The 17619-nt window shown below is 69.0% G+C and carries 14 protein-coding genes and 1 pseudogene; 9 read left to right on the top strand and 6 right to left on the bottom strand.

The features are described 5' to 3' along the window. Positions 1 to 133: 133 nt before the first annotated feature. On the bottom strand, positions 134 to 1117 hold the full coding sequence (locus G369_RS0113710; RefSeq protein ID WP_019654576.1) for a LysR substrate-binding domain-containing protein: 984 nt from the start codon (positions 1115 to 1117) through the stop codon (positions 134 to 136). Between the two features lie 170 nt (positions 1118 to 1287). Here G369_RS0113710 and G369_RS0113705 point away from each other — a divergent pair, with 170 nt between their 5' ends. Then, the gene (locus tag G369_RS0113705) at positions 1288 to 1605 is read left to right on the top strand and encodes a DUF2917 domain-containing protein (RefSeq protein ID WP_019654575.1); all 318 of its coding nucleotides are present in this window, start codon (positions 1288 to 1290) and stop codon (positions 1603 to 1605) included. Positions 1606 to 1726: 121 nt separating this feature from the next. On the opposite strand, the gene G369_RS0113700 is transcribed toward G369_RS0113705, so the two are convergent. Continuing rightward, a complete protein-coding gene (locus G369_RS0113700) occupies positions 1727 to 2134 on the bottom strand; it encodes a BLUF domain-containing protein (protein WP_019654574.1) in 408 nt (135 codons plus the stop codon). A 161-nt stretch (positions 2135 to 2295) separates the two neighbouring features. On the opposite strand from G369_RS0113700, the gene G369_RS0113695 reads away from it, so the two are divergent. Beyond that, complete coding sequence (locus G369_RS0113695; RefSeq protein ID WP_019654573.1) at positions 2296 to 2997, top strand: Crp/Fnr family transcriptional regulator; 702 nt, start codon at positions 2296 to 2298, stop codon at positions 2995 to 2997. 34 nt (positions 2998 to 3031) lie between these two features. Here G369_RS0113695 and G369_RS0113690 read toward each other — a convergent pair whose 3' ends face one another. Further along, entirely contained in the window at positions 3032 to 3886 is an 855-nt protein-coding gene (locus tag G369_RS0113690) for a DUF6279 family lipoprotein (RefSeq protein ID WP_019654572.1), read from the bottom strand. A 49-nt stretch (positions 3887 to 3935) separates the two neighbouring features. Here G369_RS0113690 and glmU point away from each other — a divergent pair, with 49 nt between their 5' ends. Continuing rightward, positions 3936 to 5372, top strand: a complete 1437-nt coding sequence (gene glmU / locus G369_RS0113685; RefSeq protein WP_019654571.1) for a bifunctional UDP-N-acetylglucosamine diphosphorylase/glucosamine-1-phosphate N-acetyltransferase GlmU — start codon at positions 3936 to 3938, stop codon at positions 5370 to 5372. A 213-nt stretch (positions 5373 to 5585) separates the two neighbouring features. Here the strand turns inward: glmU and G369_RS0113680 are convergent, their stop codons facing one another. Then, on the bottom strand, positions 5586 to 6068 hold the full coding sequence (locus G369_RS0113680; RefSeq protein WP_019654570.1) for an Lrp/AsnC family transcriptional regulator: 483 nt from the start codon (positions 6066 to 6068) through the stop codon (positions 5586 to 5588). Between the two features lie 138 nt (positions 6069 to 6206). Between G369_RS0113680 and glmS the strand changes: the two genes are divergently transcribed. Then, a complete protein-coding gene (glmS, locus tag G369_RS0113675; RefSeq protein WP_019654569.1) occupies positions 6207 to 8087 on the top strand; it encodes a glutamine--fructose-6-phosphate transaminase (isomerizing) in 1881 nt (626 codons plus the stop codon). Positions 8088 to 8321: 234 nt separating this feature from the next. Beyond that, positions 8322 to 8777, top strand: a complete 456-nt coding sequence (locus tag G369_RS0113670; RefSeq protein ID WP_019654568.1) for a carboxymuconolactone decarboxylase family protein — start codon at positions 8322 to 8324, stop codon at positions 8775 to 8777. 45 nt (positions 8778 to 8822) lie between these two features. Here the strand turns inward: G369_RS0113670 and G369_RS0113665 are convergent, their stop codons facing one another. Beyond that, positions 8823 to 9761, bottom strand: a complete 939-nt coding sequence (locus G369_RS0113665) for a LysR family transcriptional regulator (protein ID WP_019654567.1) — start codon at positions 9759 to 9761, stop codon at positions 8823 to 8825. Between the two features lie 151 nt (positions 9762 to 9912). On the opposite strand from G369_RS0113665, the gene G369_RS0113660 reads away from it, so the two are divergent. From G369_RS0113660 to G369_RS0113645, 4 genes and pseudogenes are all read left to right on the top strand, one after another. Then, positions 9913 to 10647: an SDR family NAD(P)-dependent oxidoreductase gene (locus G369_RS0113660; RefSeq protein ID WP_019654566.1), complete on the top strand. Its 735-nt coding sequence runs from the start codon at positions 9913 to 9915 to the stop codon at positions 10645 to 10647. A gap of 36 nt (positions 10648 to 10683) precedes the next feature. Beyond that, positions 10684 to 10932, top strand: a pseudogene (locus G369_RS0113655) (tautomerase family protein); the annotation flags it as partial. A 138-nt stretch (positions 10933 to 11070) separates the two neighbouring features. Next, positions 11071 to 13269, top strand: a complete 2199-nt coding sequence (gene katG / locus G369_RS0113650; RefSeq protein WP_019654564.1) for a catalase/peroxidase HPI — start codon at positions 11071 to 11073, stop codon at positions 13267 to 13269. A gap of 101 nt (positions 13270 to 13370) precedes the next feature. Continuing rightward, positions 13371 to 13763, top strand: coding sequence for a carboxymuconolactone decarboxylase family protein (locus tag G369_RS0113645; RefSeq protein ID WP_019654563.1), 393 nt, complete (start codon positions 13371 to 13373; stop codon positions 13761 to 13763). 18 nt (positions 13764 to 13781) lie between these two features. Here the strand turns inward: G369_RS0113645 and putA are convergent, their stop codons facing one another. After that, on the bottom strand, positions 13782 to 17501 hold the full coding sequence (putA, locus tag G369_RS0113640; RefSeq protein ID WP_019654562.1) for a trifunctional transcriptional regulator/proline dehydrogenase/L-glutamate gamma-semialdehyde dehydrogenase: 3720 nt from the start codon (positions 17499 to 17501) through the stop codon (positions 13782 to 13784). Between the last annotated feature and the right edge of the window lie 118 nt (positions 17502 to 17619).

The raw sequence follows: 17619 nt of genomic DNA, 5'->3' as shown, positions 1-17619 counted from the left end.
GGGCTCTCCCCCAGTCTTCGCGCACTTCGTGTCGCTTCGCCAACCCCCTTCCGGGGGCAACACCTGCGGCCCGGCGGAGCCGGTTCCGCGGTGTTCCTGGAAGAAGCTGCCAGGCTGTTCTTCCTTTTGAGGCTCAGTCGATGTTGTCGACGGTGTCCGGGTCGGGCACCTCGCCGATGGTCTCGCGCGTGGTCACGGCCTGCAGCTGGAGCCAGTCGCAGAAGGCCTTGATCTCCGGGCGCTGCATGCTGCGCGGGCCGGCGATCAGCCAGTAGGACATCGGCGAATCCATGCGGTGCTGCGGCAGCACCTCGACCAAGTCGCCGTTGGCCAGGCTCTCGGCGATCAGCGAGCTGCGCGCCAGGGTCACGCCCTGGCCGGTGAGGGCGGCCTGCACCATCTGGTAGGCGTAGTTGAAATAGAGCCAGCGCTTGGGCTGGGCGCGCTCCAGCCCGTTCACCTCGAACCAGCGGCGCCAGGTCAGCCACTCGAGGTGGGTGCGGTGGGCGTCGCCGGCCTCGATCAGGGTGAACCGGGTCATGTCTTCCGGCGTCCTGATGGGCGGGCTGCTCTTGAGCAGCCAGGGGCTGGCCACCGGCGTGAGCGTCTCGCCGAACAGGCGCACCGCGCTCGGCGGCATGGCGTCGCGCGGGCCGTAGCGCAGGGCGATGTCCACGTCGGCCACGTCGAGGTCGACCGCCACGTCGCTGGCGTCGATGCGGATGTCGATCTCGGGGTTGTCGCGCTGGAAGGCCTCCAGCCGCGGGATCAGCCACATCGAGGCGAACGAGGCGAAAGTGGTCAGCGACACGCTCTGCCGTCCCGCGCTCTGGCGGATCTGGCGCACGGCCGTGTCGATGCGCGGCAGCGACTGCTGTACCGCCAGCAGCAGCAGGGCGCCGGCGCTGGTGAGCTCCACCGCGCGGGTATGGCGCAGGAACAGGGCCACGCCCACTTCCTCTTCCAGCGACTGGATCTGGCGGCTCACCGCCGACTGGGTCAGCGCCATCTCCTCGGCGGCGGCGCGGAAGTTCAGGTGGCGGGCCACCGCCTCGAAGGCTCGCAGGTGCCCGGCGGAGATCGGGCGGGAGCGCAGATGGGTCTGGGAATGTTGCATGGGTGTGAATCGAGGGCGGGTCGCGGCCAGTCAATTGATGCGAAACCAGCATCAGTAGGCTAACTCGTTTTCATTGGACCGCCAACGCGGGAGAAACGATCATTCATTCCCGAACTGCGCCATTGCCTCTTTCTGTCAAGCGCGTCGGCAAAGCCCCAAGGAGTTACACCATGTCCACCGCCGTCTGCACCACCGAATCGCTCTCGCCCCTCTCCGTCCCGGCCCGCGCCGCCACCGTCCCGCCGGCAGTCCGCCGCGGTGCATGGCAGATCGCTCCCGGCGAGGCGATGAGCCTGAAGGCGCGGGCGGCCAGCATCCTGCGCGTGAAGCAGGGCCGCGTGTGGATCACGCCCGACGCGACGCTCGCCAATCCCAGCGAAGACCTGGTGCTCGCACCCGGCGAATCGCTGATGGTGGCTGCGGGCCAGCGCATCGTGATGGAGGCGTGGGATGGCTACGGAGCCACCTACAGCTGGGACAACGCCTGATCGTTCCCAGTCCTCCAGGTGCTGAAAAAGGCGGCTTCGGCCGCCTTTTCCTTTTTTCGGGAGCTGTTTGGGGCGCTTTGGGGGCTACCTCGGGCGATTCCCGGGCCGTTTCCCCGCCGTTTCAGCCGTTGATGTCGAAGCTCGGCACCAGCGCCAGGAAGTGGCGCAGTGCCGCCTCCCCCTGCAGCGCGTGCACGCCAGCCATCAGGTGGGGTCCCTCGCATTCGGCCAGCCCCATGCCGAAGCCGCTGTACCTGCGCACCGACAGCGGTGCCTCGTAGACCACCTTGACGTCGACGTGCCGCGGGTCCTCCTTGATCCGTTTCATCAGCTCGTCCACGGCATCGGCCGGGCCTTCGAGGTGCTGGCAGAAGCGCATGCCGTCGAACACCAGCAAGCCGGTGATGTTGTGCCGTGCATTCTGGGCACGGGCACGCGAGACGATCTGACCCACCGTCTGCGGAGGCAGGCTCTGGGTGAGCATGCTGCAGTAGAGAATCTCGTGGAGGGGCGTTGCGTCTGCGGTCATGCGATCGGAGTTGAAGGGGGCCGTCGAGTGTAGGCGGCACGGGCAAGCCCGCGAAATGTCAAAAGACACAGGCCAGGCGCCTATAGTGAAGCGTGAAATACGAGGACTACCCTGCCGCCGCGGCCCCTCCGGGGGGCGCGAACCCTTGCGATCGATGCGGGTTGCGACGCCTCGAGGCGTTCCTGCCCTGCTCGCCGGAAGAGTTGAAGACCATCCAGTCCTTCCGCGTGGGAGCCCGGCGCGTGGCGGCGGGCGGCTCGATCATCGAGGAGCACCGGCGCAGTCCGCAGCTGTTCACCATCTATGCCGGCTGGGCGTTCCGCTACAAGACGCTGAGCGACGGCCGGCGGCAGATCCTGAGCTTCCTGCTGCCCGGCGACTTCCTGGGCCTTCAGGACGAGTTCGCCGACGGCCACACGCACGGCGTCGCGGCGGTGACCGACGTCACGCTGTGCGCCTTCTCGCGCGACCGCCTCTGGGAACTGTTCCACGCCCAGCCCAAGCTCGGCTACGACATCACCTGGCTGGCCGCGCGTGAAGAGAAGATGGTCGACGACAACCTCGTCTCCACCGGCCGGCGCAACGCCAGCGAGCGGGTGGCGATGCTGCTGATGCATCTCTTCCGCCGGGCCCAGCGCGTGGGCATGGAGCGCGACGGCTGGATCGAGTTTCCGTTCAACCAGCAGCACATCGCCGACGCGCTGGGGCTTTCGCTGGTGCACACCAACAAGACGCTGCGGCGGCTGCAGCGCCTGGGGCTCTACAAGATCGACGCCGGCTGGCTGCGCATCATGGAGCCGCATGCCCTCGAGGCGCTGGGCGACTACTTCGAGCGGCCGATGCGGCCCACGCCGCTGATCTGAGCGGGCACTTCCCGATCGCGGCACCCCGGCGCGCTCAGCGCGCCGCCACCAGTTCGCGCAGGTCGTCCTGGTAGGCCTGCAGCCGCCGCACCGCCTGCGCGCGCTGGCTTGCGCTGGTGCCGTTGTGCATGGCCGCGGTGTTGCGGCAGCCTTCCTGCAGAAGGGCCTGCTGTTGGTCGCGCCAGGGGCCCGGCGGCGGCTCGGCGATGCGCTGGATGTAGTCGTGCAGCGCCGCGCGGGCCTGTGACGGCGAAGGCCTGGCGGCGACGAAGCCGCGCAGCAGCCTGAGCGCTTCCTGCTGCCGCTTGCGGCGCTCGGCGTCCGCCAGCTTCGGGTCGAACACCGACTGCGCGACCTGCTGCTTCAGGAGCTCGCGCTGCTCGGCGCTCAGGCGGCCGTAGAAATCCTCGGTGCGGTCGAGGAACTGGTCGTAGCGCTTCTCCTGCACCTGCTCGGGCGTGCGGTCCAGCCAGTCCTTGCGGTACTGGGCGTTGTTCTTGGCGTACTTGCGCTCCAGCTGCTGCAGCTGCGCCTCGGTCAGGCTCAGCGCCAGCTCGGTGCCGGCGGGCTCGGCACGCTCGGTCACGGCCAGCAGGCGCTCGCGGATGCGGTCTGCCATCGCGCAGACCTGCTCCGGCGTGACTTCGCCCGGGGCCATGGCCTGTGCATCCTTCAGCAGCGAGGCCAGGCGCGGCAGCTCGTTCTGCCGGTGCCATGCCAGCAGCCGGGAGAGCTCGTCGCGCACCTTCGGGGTCTGGGTGCCGTCGAAGTCGAGGTACTCGTCGAGCCACCAGTAGCTCACCGTCGGCAGGTTGTTGTAGGCCAGCTGGATCGCGCTGCAGGCGCCCAGGGCGGCCGCCACGAGCAGCACGCCGATAATTCGGGGCACCGCAGAGATTGCCGAGCAAGTCGCGCAACGAATCCTGGAAAAGAAACGCATGAATCAGCCTCCGCAACAGAACAACGACCAAGGACCGATCGACGTCGTCATCATGGCCGCCGGCAAGGGTACCCGCATGAAGAGCCGGCTGCCGAAAGTGCTGCACCGGCTGGGCGGCCGGGCCCTGCTGGCGCACGTGGCGGGCACGGCTGCGCGCATCGGGGCGCGCGACGTGGTGGTGGTCACCGGCCACGGCGCGGACCAGGTCGAGGCCGCCATGGCCGGCGGCGTGGGCAATGCCGCCGTGCGCTTCGCGCGCCAGGAGCCGCAGCTAGGCACCGGCCACGCGGTGCAGCAGGCCGCGCCGCTGCTGTCGGATGACGGCACGGTGGTCGTGCTCTCGGGCGACGTGCCGCTCATCGGCGAGGAAACCCTGCGCGCGCTCGTCGCGGCCAGCGCCGGCGGCAAGCTGGCGCTGCTGACCATCGAGTTCGACGACCCCACGGGCTACGGCCGGGTCATCCGCGCGGCCGACAACGGCGAGGTGCGGGGCGACGTGCAGGCCGTGGTCGAGCACAAGGACGCCACCGAGGCCCAGCGCGCGGTGCGCGAGATCTACAGCGGGGTGATGGCCGTGCCGGCACGCCTGCTCAAGGGCTGGCTCGGCCGCCTGGACAACGACAACGCCCAGGGCGAGTACTACCTGACCGACGTGGTCAAGCTCGCTGCCGCCGACGGCGTGCCCGTGGTCGCGCACGTCATCACCGACGCGCTTCAGGTGGCCGGCATCAACAGCCCCGCCCAGCTTGCAGCGCTGGAGCGCGCATGGCAGCTGCGCCAGGCCAACGCGCTGATGGAGCAGGGCGTGCGCCTGGCGGACCCGTCGCGCTTCGACCTGCGCGGCACGCTCGAATGCGCGGGCGACGTGGAGATCGACGTCAACTGCGTGTTCGAGGGCGCGGTGTCGCTGGGCGAGGGCGTGCGCATCGGCGCCAACTGCGTGATCGCCAATGCGCGCATCGAGGCCGGCGCTGTGATCCACCCCTTTACCCACATCGAGGGCGAGAAGGCCGGCGTCACCGTCGGCGCGGGCTCGCTGATCGGCCCCTTCGCGCGCCTGCGCCCCGGCGCGCAATTGGGCGCGGAGGTGCACATCGGCAACTTCGTGGAAGTGAAGAACTCCACCCTGGCTGCCGGCGCCAAGGCCAACCACCTGGCCTACCTGGGCGACGCCACCGTGGGCGAGCGCGTGAACTACGGCGCGGGCAGCATCACCGCCAACTACGACGGTGCCAACAAGCACCGCACCGTGATCGGCGACGACGTGCACGTGGGCAGCAACTGCGTACTGGTGGCGCCCGTCACCATCGGCGCGGGCGGCACCATCGGCGGCGGCTCGACCATCAACAAGTCGACCGAGCCGGGCGCGCTGACCGTGGCGCGCAGCAAGGCGGTGAGCTTCCCGAACTGGAAGCGCCCGCAAAAGAAGAAATAGGCTCGCCCCCAGGCTGCGTGCGCTTCGTGTCGCTGCGCCAACCCCCTTCCGGGGGGGCAACACCTGCGGCCCGGTAAAGCCGGTTCCGCGGTAGCACTGGCCTCGCCCCCAGGCTTCGCGCACTTCGTGTCGCTGCGCCAACCCCCTACCGGGGGCAACGCCTGCGGCCCGGCAAAGCCGGTTCCGCGGTGTTCGCGAAGGGCATGAGGACTTTCACCCCAGCGGCATCCGGGGCTCGAACTTCGCGCGTTTCAGGCTGAAGAAGGCCTTGACGTTGCGCACGTTCGCATCGGCCGTGAACAGGCGCTGCGTGAGCGCGGCGTAGTCCGGCATGTCGCGCGCCGCCACGACCAGCACGAAGTCGGGGCCGGGCGACACGCGCCAGCACTGCTGCACCGCGTCGTCGGCGATCACGCGCGCCTCGAAGGCATCGAGCGAGGCGGCGTCCTGCCGGTCGAGCGAGATCTCGATCACCGCCTGCAGGCCGTGGCCCAGCACCGCGGCAAGCCGGTCGGGCGACAGGAGCGCGACCTGGCGCTCGATCAGGCCGATGTCGCGCAGCCGCTGCACGCGGCGCAGGCAGGTGGGCGGGGAGATGCCCACGTCGGCGGCCAGACGCTGGTTGGTCTGGGAGGCGTCGCGCTGCAGAGCGTCGAGCAGGCGCAGGTCGGTTGAATCCAGCGAGATTGATTCCATATCGAATGAAATTATGGAATAAAACTCCAATCGACAGAAAAGAAGAAATAAAAGTCCGAAATTGAATCAATTTCGAATGCATATTTCTTTCGTGCCTTCCTACCATCGAGCCTCTTCTCCATTCAAAGGCAGCTCACCATGTGCGGCATCGTCGGGGCAGCGTCCCATCGCAACATCGTTCCGGTCCTCGTGCAGGGCCTCCAGCGGCTCGAGTACCGCGGCTATGACTCCTGCGGCGTCGCGGTGCATGCCGGCGGCCTGACGCGGGCCCGCACCACCTCGCGCGTGGCCGACCTCGTGGCGCAGGTGCGCGACGACAAGGTCGAGGGCCTCACCGGCATCGCCCACACGCGCTGGGCCACGCACGGCGCGCCGGCGGTGCACAACGCGCATCCGCACTTCAGCCACGGCCCGGGCGCCGACGCGCAGGCCGCGCGGCCCGGCCGTATCGCGCTGGTGCACAACGGCATCATCGAGAACCACGAGACGCTGCGCGCCGCGCTCGAGGCCAAGGGCTACGTGTTCGAAAGCCAGACCGACACCGAGGTTATCGCCCACCTCGTCGACAGCCTCTACGACGGCGACCTGTTCGAGGCCGTGAAGGCCGCGGTGCTGCAGCTGCACGGCGCCTACGCCATCGCCGTGATCTGCCGCGACGAGCCGCAGCGCGTGGTCGGCGCGCGCGCGGGTTCGCCGCTGATCCTCGGCGCGGGCAAGGACGGCGCCGAGAACTTCCTCGCCAGCGACGCGATGGCTCTGGCGGGCGTCACCGACCAGATCATCTACCTGGAAGAGGGCGACGTGGTCGACGTGCAGCCCGGCAAGTACTGGATCGTCGACAGGAACCACAAACCCGTCACCCGCCAGGTGCGCACCGTGCTCGCGCACAGCGGCGCCGCCGAACTCGGCCCCTACCGCCACTACATGCAGAAGGAAATCTTCGAGCAGCCGCGCGCCATCGGCGACACGCTCGAGGGCGTGGAAGGCATCGTGCCGGAGCTGTTCGACGGCATCGGCCAGGACGGCGCCACCGGCGCGAGCGCGCACCGCGTGTTCCAGGACATCGACAAGATACTCATCCTCGCGTGCGGCACCAGCTACTACAGCGGCTGCACCGCCAAGTACTGGCTCGAAGGCATCGCGAAGATCTCCACGCAGGTCGAGATCGCGAGCGAATACCGCTACCGCGAGTCGGTGCCCGACCCGAAGACGCTGGTCGTCACCATCAGCCAGTCGGGCGAGACGGCCGATACGCTGGCCGCGCTCAAGCACGCGCGCTCGCTGGGCATGGAGCAGACGCTGACCATCTGCAACGTCGCCACCAGCGCGATGGTGCGCGAGTGCAAGCTGGCGTACATCACGCGTGCCGGCGTGGAAATCGGCGTGGCCTCGACCAAGGCCTTCACCACGCAGCTCGCGGGACTCTTCCTGCTCACGCTCGCCATCGCCCAGGCCAAGGGCAGGTTCAGCGATGCCGACGAGGCACGCTACCTGAAGGAGATGCGCCACCTGCCGGTCGCGCTGCAGTCGGTGCTCGCGCTGGAGCCGCAGATCATCGGCTGGGCGGAAGACTTCGCTCGCAAGGACAACGCGCTCTTCCTCGGCCGCGGGCTGCACTACCCGATCGCCCTCGAAGGCGCGCTCAAGCTCAAGGAAGTGACCTACATCCATGCCGAGGCCTACGCCGCCGGCGAACTCAAGCACGGCCCGCTCGCGCTCGTCACGAGCGAGATGCCCGTGGTGGCCGTGGCCCCCAACGACGCACTGCTCGAGAAGCTCAAGAGCAACCTGCAGGAAGTGCGCGCCCGCGGCGGCGTGCTCTACGTGCTGGCCGACGGCGACACCAGGATCAAGAGCGGCGAGGGCCTGCACGTGATCCGCATGCCCGAGCACTACGGCGCCCTCTCGCCGATCCTGCACGTGGTGCCGCTGCAGCTGCTGTCGTACCACACCGCATGCGCGAGGGGCACCGACGTCGACAAGCCGCGCAATCTGGCGAAGAGCGTGACGGTGGAGTGAGCTGAGCGAGCGGCAGCGCATCATCGATCGAGCGAGCGCCTGGACGGCGCGGATGCCTCTGATCAATGCGCAGTCCCGTTGGGCGGGTCGTCCCCCCACGCCTCGACGCGCGGATGTCCCGGCGTTCAGGCGAGTTTTGCTGGACTTGTCACAACGGCCTGCGCTCGACCGTCTGGCAGTTGATGGACCGGCATGGTGCCGGCTCCTCAGCTTCTCTGAAAGGACGGTGAAAACATGAAACGCGCCAACTGGTTTGCTGTTTCTCCCGAGGGTGCCAAGGCCGTTGGCGGTCTGCATCACTTCGTCACGACAGGCACCGCGCTGCCGCCCAGGCTGATCCACCTGGTGTTCCTGCGAGTCTCCCAGATCAACGGTTGTGCCTACTGCATCGACATCCACACGCGCGATCTCATCAAGCAGGGCATGTCCGTCGATACGGTCGTGCTAGTGCCGGTGTGGCATGAGGTGCCCCGCCTGTTCTCGGATCAGGAGCGCGCTGCGCTCGCCTGGGCCGAGGAAGTGACCCGGGTCAGCGAAACGCATGCCTCCGAGGAGGCCTACGCGGCAGCGGCGGCGGCTTTCTCGGAGAAGGACCTGGTCGATCTCACGCTGACCATCGCCGCCATGAATGCCATGAACAGGATGGGCGTGAGCTTTCGCCTGAAGCCGCGCGCCATCGCCGACGCCTGAGACGGCGAGCCCTTCCCGCTGCTGCGGCTGTCTCGGAGATAGTTTTCAAGATACGGCTTCCGTCTGCGGCGGCGGCGCCGAGCCGCGCTCCACCAAGAATTCCACGAACGCCCGCACGCGCGAAGGCAGCAGCCGTGCATGCGGATAGATCAGGCTCACCGGACGTGAGCGCCCTGCATAGGGCTGCAGAACCTCGACCAGGTCGCCGCGTGCCAGGTCTTTCTCGACGACGAAGCCGTAGGTCTGGAACAGCCCGGCGCCGGCGCGGGCCAGCGTCACGCCCGCGAGCACGTCTTCGGCGCAGCTGTAGTTGCCGCCGGAGAGCATCTCCTTCTCGCGGCCTTCGTCCATGAACAGCCAGGGAATTTGCCGGCCGCTGCTGGGCAGGTCGAACTGGATGCACTCGTGGTGCACAAGATCGTCCAGCGTTTGCGGCTGTCCCGCGCGCAGAAGGTAGCCGGGGCTGGCGACCACCACGAGCTTCGCGTCTTCGAGGTGGCGCGCCACCATCGTCGAATCCGGCTGGGCGCGAAAGCGGATCGCGATGTCGAAGTTTTCCTCGTGCAGGTCGATGTTGCGGTTGCTGATGTGCGCCTCGACCTTGATCAGCGGGTAGCGCGCGCGGAACTCTGGCAGCAGCGGTAGCAGCCGGTGATGGCCGTAGGTGGTGGGTGCGCTGATGCGCAGCGTGCCCGAAGGCTGCACGTGCTCGCCGGTGAGCTTGTGCTCGGCCTCCGCCAGCTGGTGCAGGGCGGTGCGGCACTGCTCGAAGTATTCCCGGCCGCCTTCGGTGAGGCGGATGCTGCGCGTGGATCGCACGAACAGGCGCACGCCCAGGCGCTTTTCCAGTCGCGCGATGGAGCGGCTCACTGCGGCGGGCGTGACGCCCGCCGCGTTGGCCGCGGCCGTGAAGCTGCCGGCTTCCGCCGCCAGGCAGAACAGCTCGATGCTGCCCAGGAGAACGTCGTCGAATTGGCGCTGCATATTGATTACATGGCGTATCAAGACAAGTGTAGTTGCGTGTGTTTATTGCTTTTCAGGTCATCAATAAAGTTCTGTCCAACCGGTGGCGAAACGCGGATTCCGCACCGGCCATTCGAACTTTTCCTGAAACCGAACCTGATCGAGGACCACCATGAGCAAGTCTGAAAACACCGTCGTCATCACCGGAGCCACCAGCGGCATCGGCCTGGGCCTGGCAGAGGCCTTCCTGCGCGAGGGCTACAACGTCGTAGGCACCGGCCGCACCGAACAGCGCCTGCAGGCCGCGGCCGAAAAGCTGAACGCGGGCGTGCGCTTCCTCGGCGTGGCGGGCGACGTCGGCCGGTCCGAATCTGCGCGCGAGCTGTTCGCGCAGGCCATCGCGCGCTACGGCCATGTCGACGTGCTGGTGAACAACGCCGGCATCTTCACCGCCAAGCCTTTCGTGCAGTTCACGCCGCAGGAGATCGAAGAGAACATCGCGACCAACCTGAAGGGCGTGCTCTACGCGTCGCAGGAAGCGGCGAAGCACATGAGCGAGCGGCGCGCCGGCAGGATCATCAACATCACCGCCGCGATCGCGATGCAGCCCCACAGCGGCGTGCCGGCGCTGCTGGCGGTGGCGCTCAAGGGCGGCGTCAACGAGGCCACGCGCGCGCTGGCGCTCGAGCTCGCGCCGTACGGCGTGACGGTCAATGCGGTGGCGCCCGGCGTGGTCGACACGCCCATGCACAGCGCCGAGAACCACGCGGCGCTCGCGGGGCTGCATCCGCTGGGCCGCATCGGTACCACGCGCGACATCGACGAGGCCGTGCTCTACCTCGCGCGCGCCGGCTTCGTGACCGGCGCCGTGCTGCCGGTGGACGGCGGCTTCAGCGCCGGGCGCTGAGCGCCGAGCGGCGAAGAGACAAGGAAATACAGACAAGGAGATCAGGCCATGCCATTCGTCAGCATCCGCATCACCCGAGAGGGCAACACCGCCGAGCAGAAGGCGCAGGTCATCCGCGAGGTCACCGACACGCTCGAACGCGTGCTGCACAAGCCGCCCGAGTGGACGCACATCGTCATCGAGGAGGTCGACACCGACAACTGGGGCTTTGGCGGGCACACGACCACCGCAGTCCGCCAGGGGTTGGCCGCCGTGCCCGGCTCCCGGGCGAAGACGGACGGGTAGACCTTCATCGGGGGGAGGGTAGTGGGGCATAGCCCTTCGCTATTCACCCAATGAACCCAATTTGGTTGATGGATGAGCCCGGCATACCTAGACTGAGCCGGCTCCACCCCGAGCACCCGACAACCAAAGGAGAACCCCTTGTCCGATGAAGCCAAATGCCCGTTCCCGGGCCATGCAACCACCGGCACCGCCCGCCGCGCCGCGGCGAACACCGACTGGTGGCCCAACCAGCTCAACCTGAAGCTGCTGCACCAGCACTCCACCAAGTCCAACCCGATGGGCGAGGACTTCGACTACGCCAAGGAGTTCGCGACCCTCGACCTCGATGCGGTCGTCAAGGACCTCCACGCGCTGATGACCGATTCGCAGGACTGGTGGCCCGCCGACTACGGCCACTACGGTCCGCTCTTCATCCGCATGGCCTGGCACTCGGCCGGCACGTACCGCACCTTCGACGGCCGCGGCGGCGGCGGTGCGGGCGCGCAGCGCTTCGCGCCGCTCAACAGCTGGCCCGACAACGGCAACCTCGACAAGGCGCGCCGCCTGCTGTGGCCGATCAAGCAGAAGTACGGCCGCAAGCTCTCGTGGGCCGACCTGATGATCCTCACCGGCAACGTCGCGCTGGAGTCCATGGGCTTCAAGACCTTCGGCTTCGCCGGCGGCCGCCCCGACATCTGGGAGCCGGAAGACGACGTCAACTGGGGCGCCGAGACCAAGTGGCTGGGCGACGAGCGCTACAGCGGCGACCGCGAGCTCGCCAACCCGCTGGCTGCCGTGCAGATGGGCCTGATCTACGTGAACCCCGAAGGCCCCAACGGCAACCCCGATCCGCTGAAGTCGGCCCGCGACATCCGCGAAACCTTCGCGCGCATGGCGATGAACGACGAGGAGACCGTGGCGCTCACCGCCGGCGGCCACACCTTCGGCAAGGCGCACGGCGCGGGCGATCCGTCCAAGGTGGGTGCCGAGCCCGAAGGCGCCGGCATCGAGGAGATGGGCCTGGGCTGGCGCAACGCCTTCGAGAGCGGCATCGGCGTGCACGCCACCACCAGCGGCATCGAAGGCGCCTGGACGCCCACGCCCACCAAGTGGGACAACAGCTACTTCGAGACCCTCTTCGGCTACGAATGGGAGCTCACGAAGAGCCCGGCCGGCGCGCACCAGTGGAAGCCCAAGGGCGACACCGGCGCCAACACCGTGCCCGACGCGCACGACCCGTCGCGCCGCCACGCCCCGATGATGACCACCGCCGACATGGCGATGCGCGTGGACCCGGCCTACGAGAAGATCTCGCGCCGCTACATGGCCAACCCGCAGGAGTTCGCCGACGCCTTCGCCCGCGCCTGGTTCAAGCTCACGCACCGCGACATGGGCCCGCGCGCCCGCTACCTCGGCAAGCTGGTGCCGAAGGAAGAGCTGATCTGGCAGGACCCGATCCCCGCCGTCGACCATCCGCTGGTCGATGACAAGGACACCGCCGCGCTCAAGGCCAAGGTGCTGGCCTCGGGCCTGGGCATCGGCGAGCTGGTGCGTACCGCCTGGGCCTCGGCCTCCACCTTCCGCGGCAGCGACAAGCGCGGCGGCGCCAACGGTGCGCGCATCCGCCTCGCGCCGCAGAAGGACTGGGAAGTCAACCAGCCGGCAGAGCTGTCGAAGGTGCTGTCGGTGCTCGAAGGCATCCAGAAGGAGTTCAACGCGGCGCAGTCCGGTGGCAAGAAGATCTCGCTGGCCGACCTGATCGTGCTGGCGGGCAACGCGGGCGTCGAGGCGGCCGCGAAGAAGGCCGGCCAGGACGTGACCGTGCCCTTCTCGCCGGGACGCATGGACGCTTCGCAGGAGCAGACCGACGTCGAATCCTTCGCCGTGCTGGAGCCTCTGGCCGACGGGTTCCGCAACTACCTGCGCAAGGGCACCAACCCCGCGGCCACCGCCGACCTGCTGCTCGACAAGGCGCAGCTGCTGCGGCTGAGCGCGCCCGAGATGACGGTGCTCGTCGGCGGCCTGCGCGTGCTGGGCGCCAACTACGGCCAATCGCCCAACGGCGTCTTCACCAAGCGGCCCGAGACGCTGAGCAACGACTTCTTCGTGAATCTGCTCGACATGCGCACCGGCTGGAAGAGGCCGGCCGCCGACGTCGACCTGCTCGAAGGGCGCGACCGCACCAGCGGCGAGGTGAAGTGGACCGCCACCACCGCCGACCTGGTGTTCGGCTCGAACTCGCAGCTGCGCGCGATCGCCGAGGTCTACGGCGCCGGCGACGCGCAGCAGGTGTTCGTGCGCGACTTCGTGGCCGCCTGGGCCAAGGTGATGGACCTCGATCGCTTCGACCTGAAGTGATCGGCTGGGCACGGCGGCCGGCTGCGGCCGGTCGCCGTGCGCGAGCTGTGCTGCGAAGGCTGGTACCGTCGGCCAGCCTTCAACACCAGCAGGAGCCTCGCATGAAACCCCAGCCCATCGAGTACGCGGCAGCTTCGCCGGAAGTGCGCGCGGTCTTCGACGACATCAAGACCACGCGCAACGTACCCGACGTCAACAATTTCTGGAAGTACCTCGCCAACGATCCCGCCACCCTCAGGCGCACCTGGAGCAGCCTGAAGGAGGTGATGGCGCCCGGCGCGCTCGACCCCGTGGTGAAGGAGATGGTCTACCTCGCCGTGAGCGTGACCAACGGCTGCGGCTACTGCACGGCGAGCCACCACGCCGGCGCCGAGAAGGCCGGCATGACGCCCGCGATGTTCGCCGAGCTCATGGCCGTGGTCGGCATGGCCAACGAGACCAACCGGCTCGTCAACGGCTACCGCGTGCCCGTCGATCCCGCGTTCGACAAATAGCAGGCAGGGCGGGCGCGCTCAGCCGATCGTCATCAGGCTCGCGTTGCCGCCCGCCGCCGCGGTGTTGGTGCTGACGGCGCGCTCCACCACCAGGCTTTCGAGCGGGATGCGTGCCTCGCCCGGCGCGAAGCCGCGCACGCCGACGATCGGGCCCGGCCGAGCGGCGATGCGCCGCAGCACTTCCGACAGCCCCTGCGCATCGCCGTGATGCAGCGCCGCGTCGAACGCCACCGTGTCCGAACTCCAGTCGTTTGCGATCGCCACGCATTGCTGCACCTCGGCCGGCAGCGATGCGCGCAGGCTCTGCGCTGCGGCATCGGCGGGCCAGATCGCGCTGCTGCCCGCCGCGAGCACGGCGGCCAGCTGCGTCAGCCGGTCGGCCTCGGCACCGGCCAGGCACAGCACGGCCTCGCGCGGCTCCAGCTTGTAGACGTTGCGCTCGCCGGTCGGCCCCGCCAGCGTGCGCGAGCTGCCCGAGCGTGACTGGGCCACAAAGCGAGCGCACAGCGTCGACAACTCGGTGCGGCCGGTGGCATCGGCCCAGCGGGCCAGTGCAGACAGCGCGGGTTGCGCTGCCGGCGGAGCGCCAGCTACGGCGCGCGCCATCGCGTCGTCGGGCCGCGTCGCCAGCATGCGCAGCATGTACAGCGGCCCGCCCGCCTTCGGTCCCGTGCCCGACAGGCCCTCGCCGCCGAAGGGCTGCACGCCCACCACCGCGCCCACGATGTTGCGGTTCACGTAGACGTTGCCGGCCTTCGCGTTCTCCACGACCTGCGCGATGGTCTCGTCGATGCGCGTGTGCACGCCCAGCGTGAGGCCGTAGCCGGTGCCGTTGATCTGCCCGACCAGCGCGCCGAGGTCGCGGCGGCGGTAGCGCACGAGGTGCAGCACCGGGCCGAACACTTCGCGCTGCAGCTCGCCGATGCTGTCGAGCTCGATCAGCGTGGGCATCACGAAGGTGCCGTGGCGCGTGTCGTCGCCATGCTCGCGGGCCTGGCGGAACACCGCATGGCCGCGCGAGCGCATCGCCTCGACGTGGCGTTCGATGCCGTCGCGCGCCTCGGCGTCGATCACCGGGCCCACGTCCACCGAGAGGCGCGCGGGGTTGCCGATGGCGGCCTCGGCCATCGCACCCTTGAGCATCGCGACCACGCGGTCGGCCGCCTCTTCCTGCACGCACAGCACGCGCAGCGCGGAGCACCGCTGGCCGGCGCTGTCGAAGGCGGAGGCCATCACGTCGGCCACCACCTGCTCCACCAGCGCGGAGGAGTCGACGATCATCGCGTTCTGCCCGCCGGTCTCGGCGATGAGCGGCACCGGCGCGCCGTGCGCACCGAGGCGGTGCGAGAGCGTCTTCTGCAGGATGCGCGCGACCTCGGTGGAGCCGGTGAACATCACGCCCTGCACGCGCGCATCGGCCACCAGTGCCGCGCCCACCGTCTCGCCGCGCCCGGGCAGCAGCTGCACCGCCGCGCGGGGAATGCCGGCCTCCCACAGCACGCGCACTGCCTCGGCCGCGACCAGCGGCGTCTGCTCGGCCGGCTTGGCCAGCACCGGGTTGCCGGCCGCGAGCGCCGCCGCCACCTGGCCGGTGAAGATCGCCAGCGGAAAGTTCCACGGGCTGATGCAGGCCATGGGGCCGAGCGCGCGATGCGTGTCGTTGGAGAAATCGCTGCGCGCCTGCGCCGCGTAGTAGCGCAGGAAGTCCACCGCCTCGCGCACTTCCGCGATGGCGTTGGCGTACGTCTTTCCGGCCTCGCGAGTGAGCAGGCCGAGCAGGCGCGGCATCCCTTGTTCGAGGATGTCGGCGGCGCGCTCGAGCAGCGCCGCGCGTTCCGATGGCGGCGTGGCGGCCCATGCCGGCGCGAAGGCGTGGGCCTGCGTGATGGCCGATTCGACCTCGGCGAGCGTGGCCTCGCGCACGCGGCCAACGATGTCGCGATGGTCGGCGGGGTTCTGCACCTCGGCCGTTTCGCCATCGGCGGGCGCGGCTTCGGCGAGCATCGGCTCGGCGTGCCGCTGCTCGCCCGAGCTCTCGCTCAACGCATGGCCCAGCGCGCGCAGGCTGTCGTCGCTCGCGAGGTCGAGGCCGCGAGAGTTGGCGCGCTGCGTTCCGTAGAGCGCCGCCGGCAGCGGGATGGCCGGATGCGGCAGGCCGGCAGTGCCCTCCTGCGCCGCCATGCGCTCCACCGTGGCGACCGGGTCTTCCACCAGCACGTCGAGCGAGATGGTCGGGTCCGCGATGCGGTTCACGAAGGAGGTGTTGGCGCCGTTCTCCAGCAGCCGTCGCACCAGGTAGGCCAGCAGCGTCTCGTGCGTGCCCACCGGCGCATAGATGCGGCAGGGCCGCGCGAGCGGGCCCACCACCTGCTCGTAGAGCGGCTCGCCCATGCCGTGCAGGCACTGGAACTCGTACTGCCCCGGCTCGTAGCGCGATGGATCCGCCATCGTGTAGATGGCGGCCAGCGTGTGGGCGTTGTGCGTGGCGAACTGCGGATACACCGCCTCGGGCGCGTCGAGCAGCTTGCGTGCGCAGGCCAGGTACGACACGTCGGTGTAGGCCTTGCGCGTGTAGACCGGGTAGCCGTCGAGACCGTCGAGCTGTGCGCGCTTGATCTCGCTGTCCCAGTAGGCGCCCTTTACCAGCCGCACCATCAGCCGGTGGCCGCTGCGGCGCGCGAGGTCGACAACGAAGTCGATCACGAAGGGGCAGCGCTTCTGGTAGGCCTGCACCACGAAGCCGATGCCGTTCCAGCCCGCGAGTTCGGGCTCGAAGCACAGGCGCTCCAGCAGGTCGAACGAGAGCTCCAGCCGGTCGGCCTCCTCGGCGTCGATGTTCAAGCCGATGTCGTACTGCCGCGCCAGCAGCGCGAGTTCGCGCAGCACCGGATACAGCTCGGCCATCACGCGCGAATGCTGCGCGCGGCTGTAGCGCGGGTGCAGCGCCGAGAGCTTGATCGAGATGCCCGGACCCTCGTACACGCCGCGCCGCGCCGACGCCTTGCCGATCGCGTGGATCGCCTGCTCGTACGCGACGCGGTAGCGCTTCGCGTCCTCCATGGTCAGCGCCGCCTCGCCGAGCATGTCGTACGAATAGCGAAAGCCCTGCGCCTCCAGTTCGCGCGCGTTGGCGAGCGCCTGAGCGATGGTCTCCCCGGTGACGAACTGCTCGCCCATCATCCGCATCGCCATGTCCACGCCCTTGCGGATCAGCGGCTCGCCGCCCTTGCCGATGAGGCGCGTGAGCACCGTCGACAGGCTGCTCTCGCTGTGCGTGGCCACCAGCTTGCCGGTGAGCAGCAGGCCCCAGGTCGCGGCGTTGACGAACACCGAGGGGCTGCGGCCCGCGTGCGACTGCCACTGGCCGTGCGCGATCTTGTCGCGGATCAGCGCGTCGCGCGTGCCCGCATCGGGAATGCGCAGCAGCGCCTCGGCCAGGCACATCAGCGCCACGCCTTCCTGCGACGACAGCGCGTATTCCTGCAGCAGGCCCTGCACGAGGCCGGCGCGGCCGCTCGCACTCTTGCGCTCGCGCAGCTGCCGGGCGATGCGATGGGCGAGTTCCTGCGCCTCTCCCGCCTGGCCGTCGGGCAGCCGGGCCTGCGTGAGCAGCGGTGGCAGGGCTTGCGGCTCGGGCGTGCGGCATGCCGCGGTGATGCGAGCGCGCAGCGGTGGGGGCTCGGATGGCAGTCCGTCGGCGAACGTGTCGAAGGAGGAGGGAAGGGGGTCGGGGTTCATGGTGCCTGGTGGTGGAATTTGTTGGATGATCCGTGTCCCGCAGCCGAATTTGTGTTCGAAGAGTGGCGTTCCGGCAGAGTAAATCTCAGGTAAACCAGCGCACCGGTCAGGTTGATGC

This window comes from Variovorax atrisoli 110B (genome assembly GCF_000382045.1).
Classification (GTDB): Bacteria; Pseudomonadota; Gammaproteobacteria; order Burkholderiales; family Burkholderiaceae_C; genus Variovorax; species Variovorax atrisoli.
The sequence above is the reverse complement of the archived record's forward strand: the minus strand, read 5'-3'. Positions and strand labels throughout refer to the sequence as shown.

What these genes read in the sequence shown, in the direction of transcription:
- glmS (WP_019654569.1), top strand. Translation starts at nt 6,207, where the DNA reads ATGTGCGGCATCGTCGGGGCAGCGTCCCATCGCAACATCGTTCCGGTC.
- glmU (WP_019654571.1), top strand. Translation starts at nt 3,936, where the DNA reads ATGAATCAGCCTCCGCAACAGAACAACGACCAAGGACCGATCGACGTC.
- G369_RS0113665 (WP_019654567.1), bottom strand. Translation starts at nt 9,761, where the DNA reads ATGCAGCGCCAATTCGACGACGTTCTCCTGGGCAGCATCGAGCTGTTC.
- G369_RS0113660 (WP_019654566.1), top strand. Translation starts at nt 9,913, where the DNA reads ATGAGCAAGTCTGAAAACACCGTCGTCATCACCGGAGCCACCAGCGGC.
- G369_RS0113645 (WP_019654563.1), top strand. Translation starts at nt 13,371, where the DNA reads ATGAAACCCCAGCCCATCGAGTACGCGGCAGCTTCGCCGGAAGTGCGC.
- putA (WP_019654562.1), bottom strand. Translation starts at nt 17,501, where the DNA reads ATGAACCCCGACCCCCTTCCCTCCTCCTTCGACACGTTCGCCGACGGA.
- G369_RS0113670 (WP_019654568.1), top strand. Translation starts at nt 8,322, where the DNA reads ATGAAACGCGCCAACTGGTTTGCTGTTTCTCCCGAGGGTGCCAAGGCC.
- G369_RS0113710 (WP_019654576.1), bottom strand. Translation starts at nt 1,117, where the DNA reads ATGCAACATTCCCAGACCCATCTGCGCTCCCGCCCGATCTCCGCCGGG.
- G369_RS0113700 (WP_019654574.1), bottom strand. Translation starts at nt 2,134, where the DNA reads ATGACCGCAGACGCAACGCCCCTCCACGAGATTCTCTACTGCAGCATG.
- G369_RS0113705 (WP_019654575.1), top strand. Translation starts at nt 1,288, where the DNA reads ATGTCCACCGCCGTCTGCACCACCGAATCGCTCTCGCCCCTCTCCGTC.
- G369_RS0113680 (WP_019654570.1), bottom strand. Translation starts at nt 6,068, where the DNA reads ATGGAATCAATCTCGCTGGATTCAACCGACCTGCGCCTGCTCGACGCT.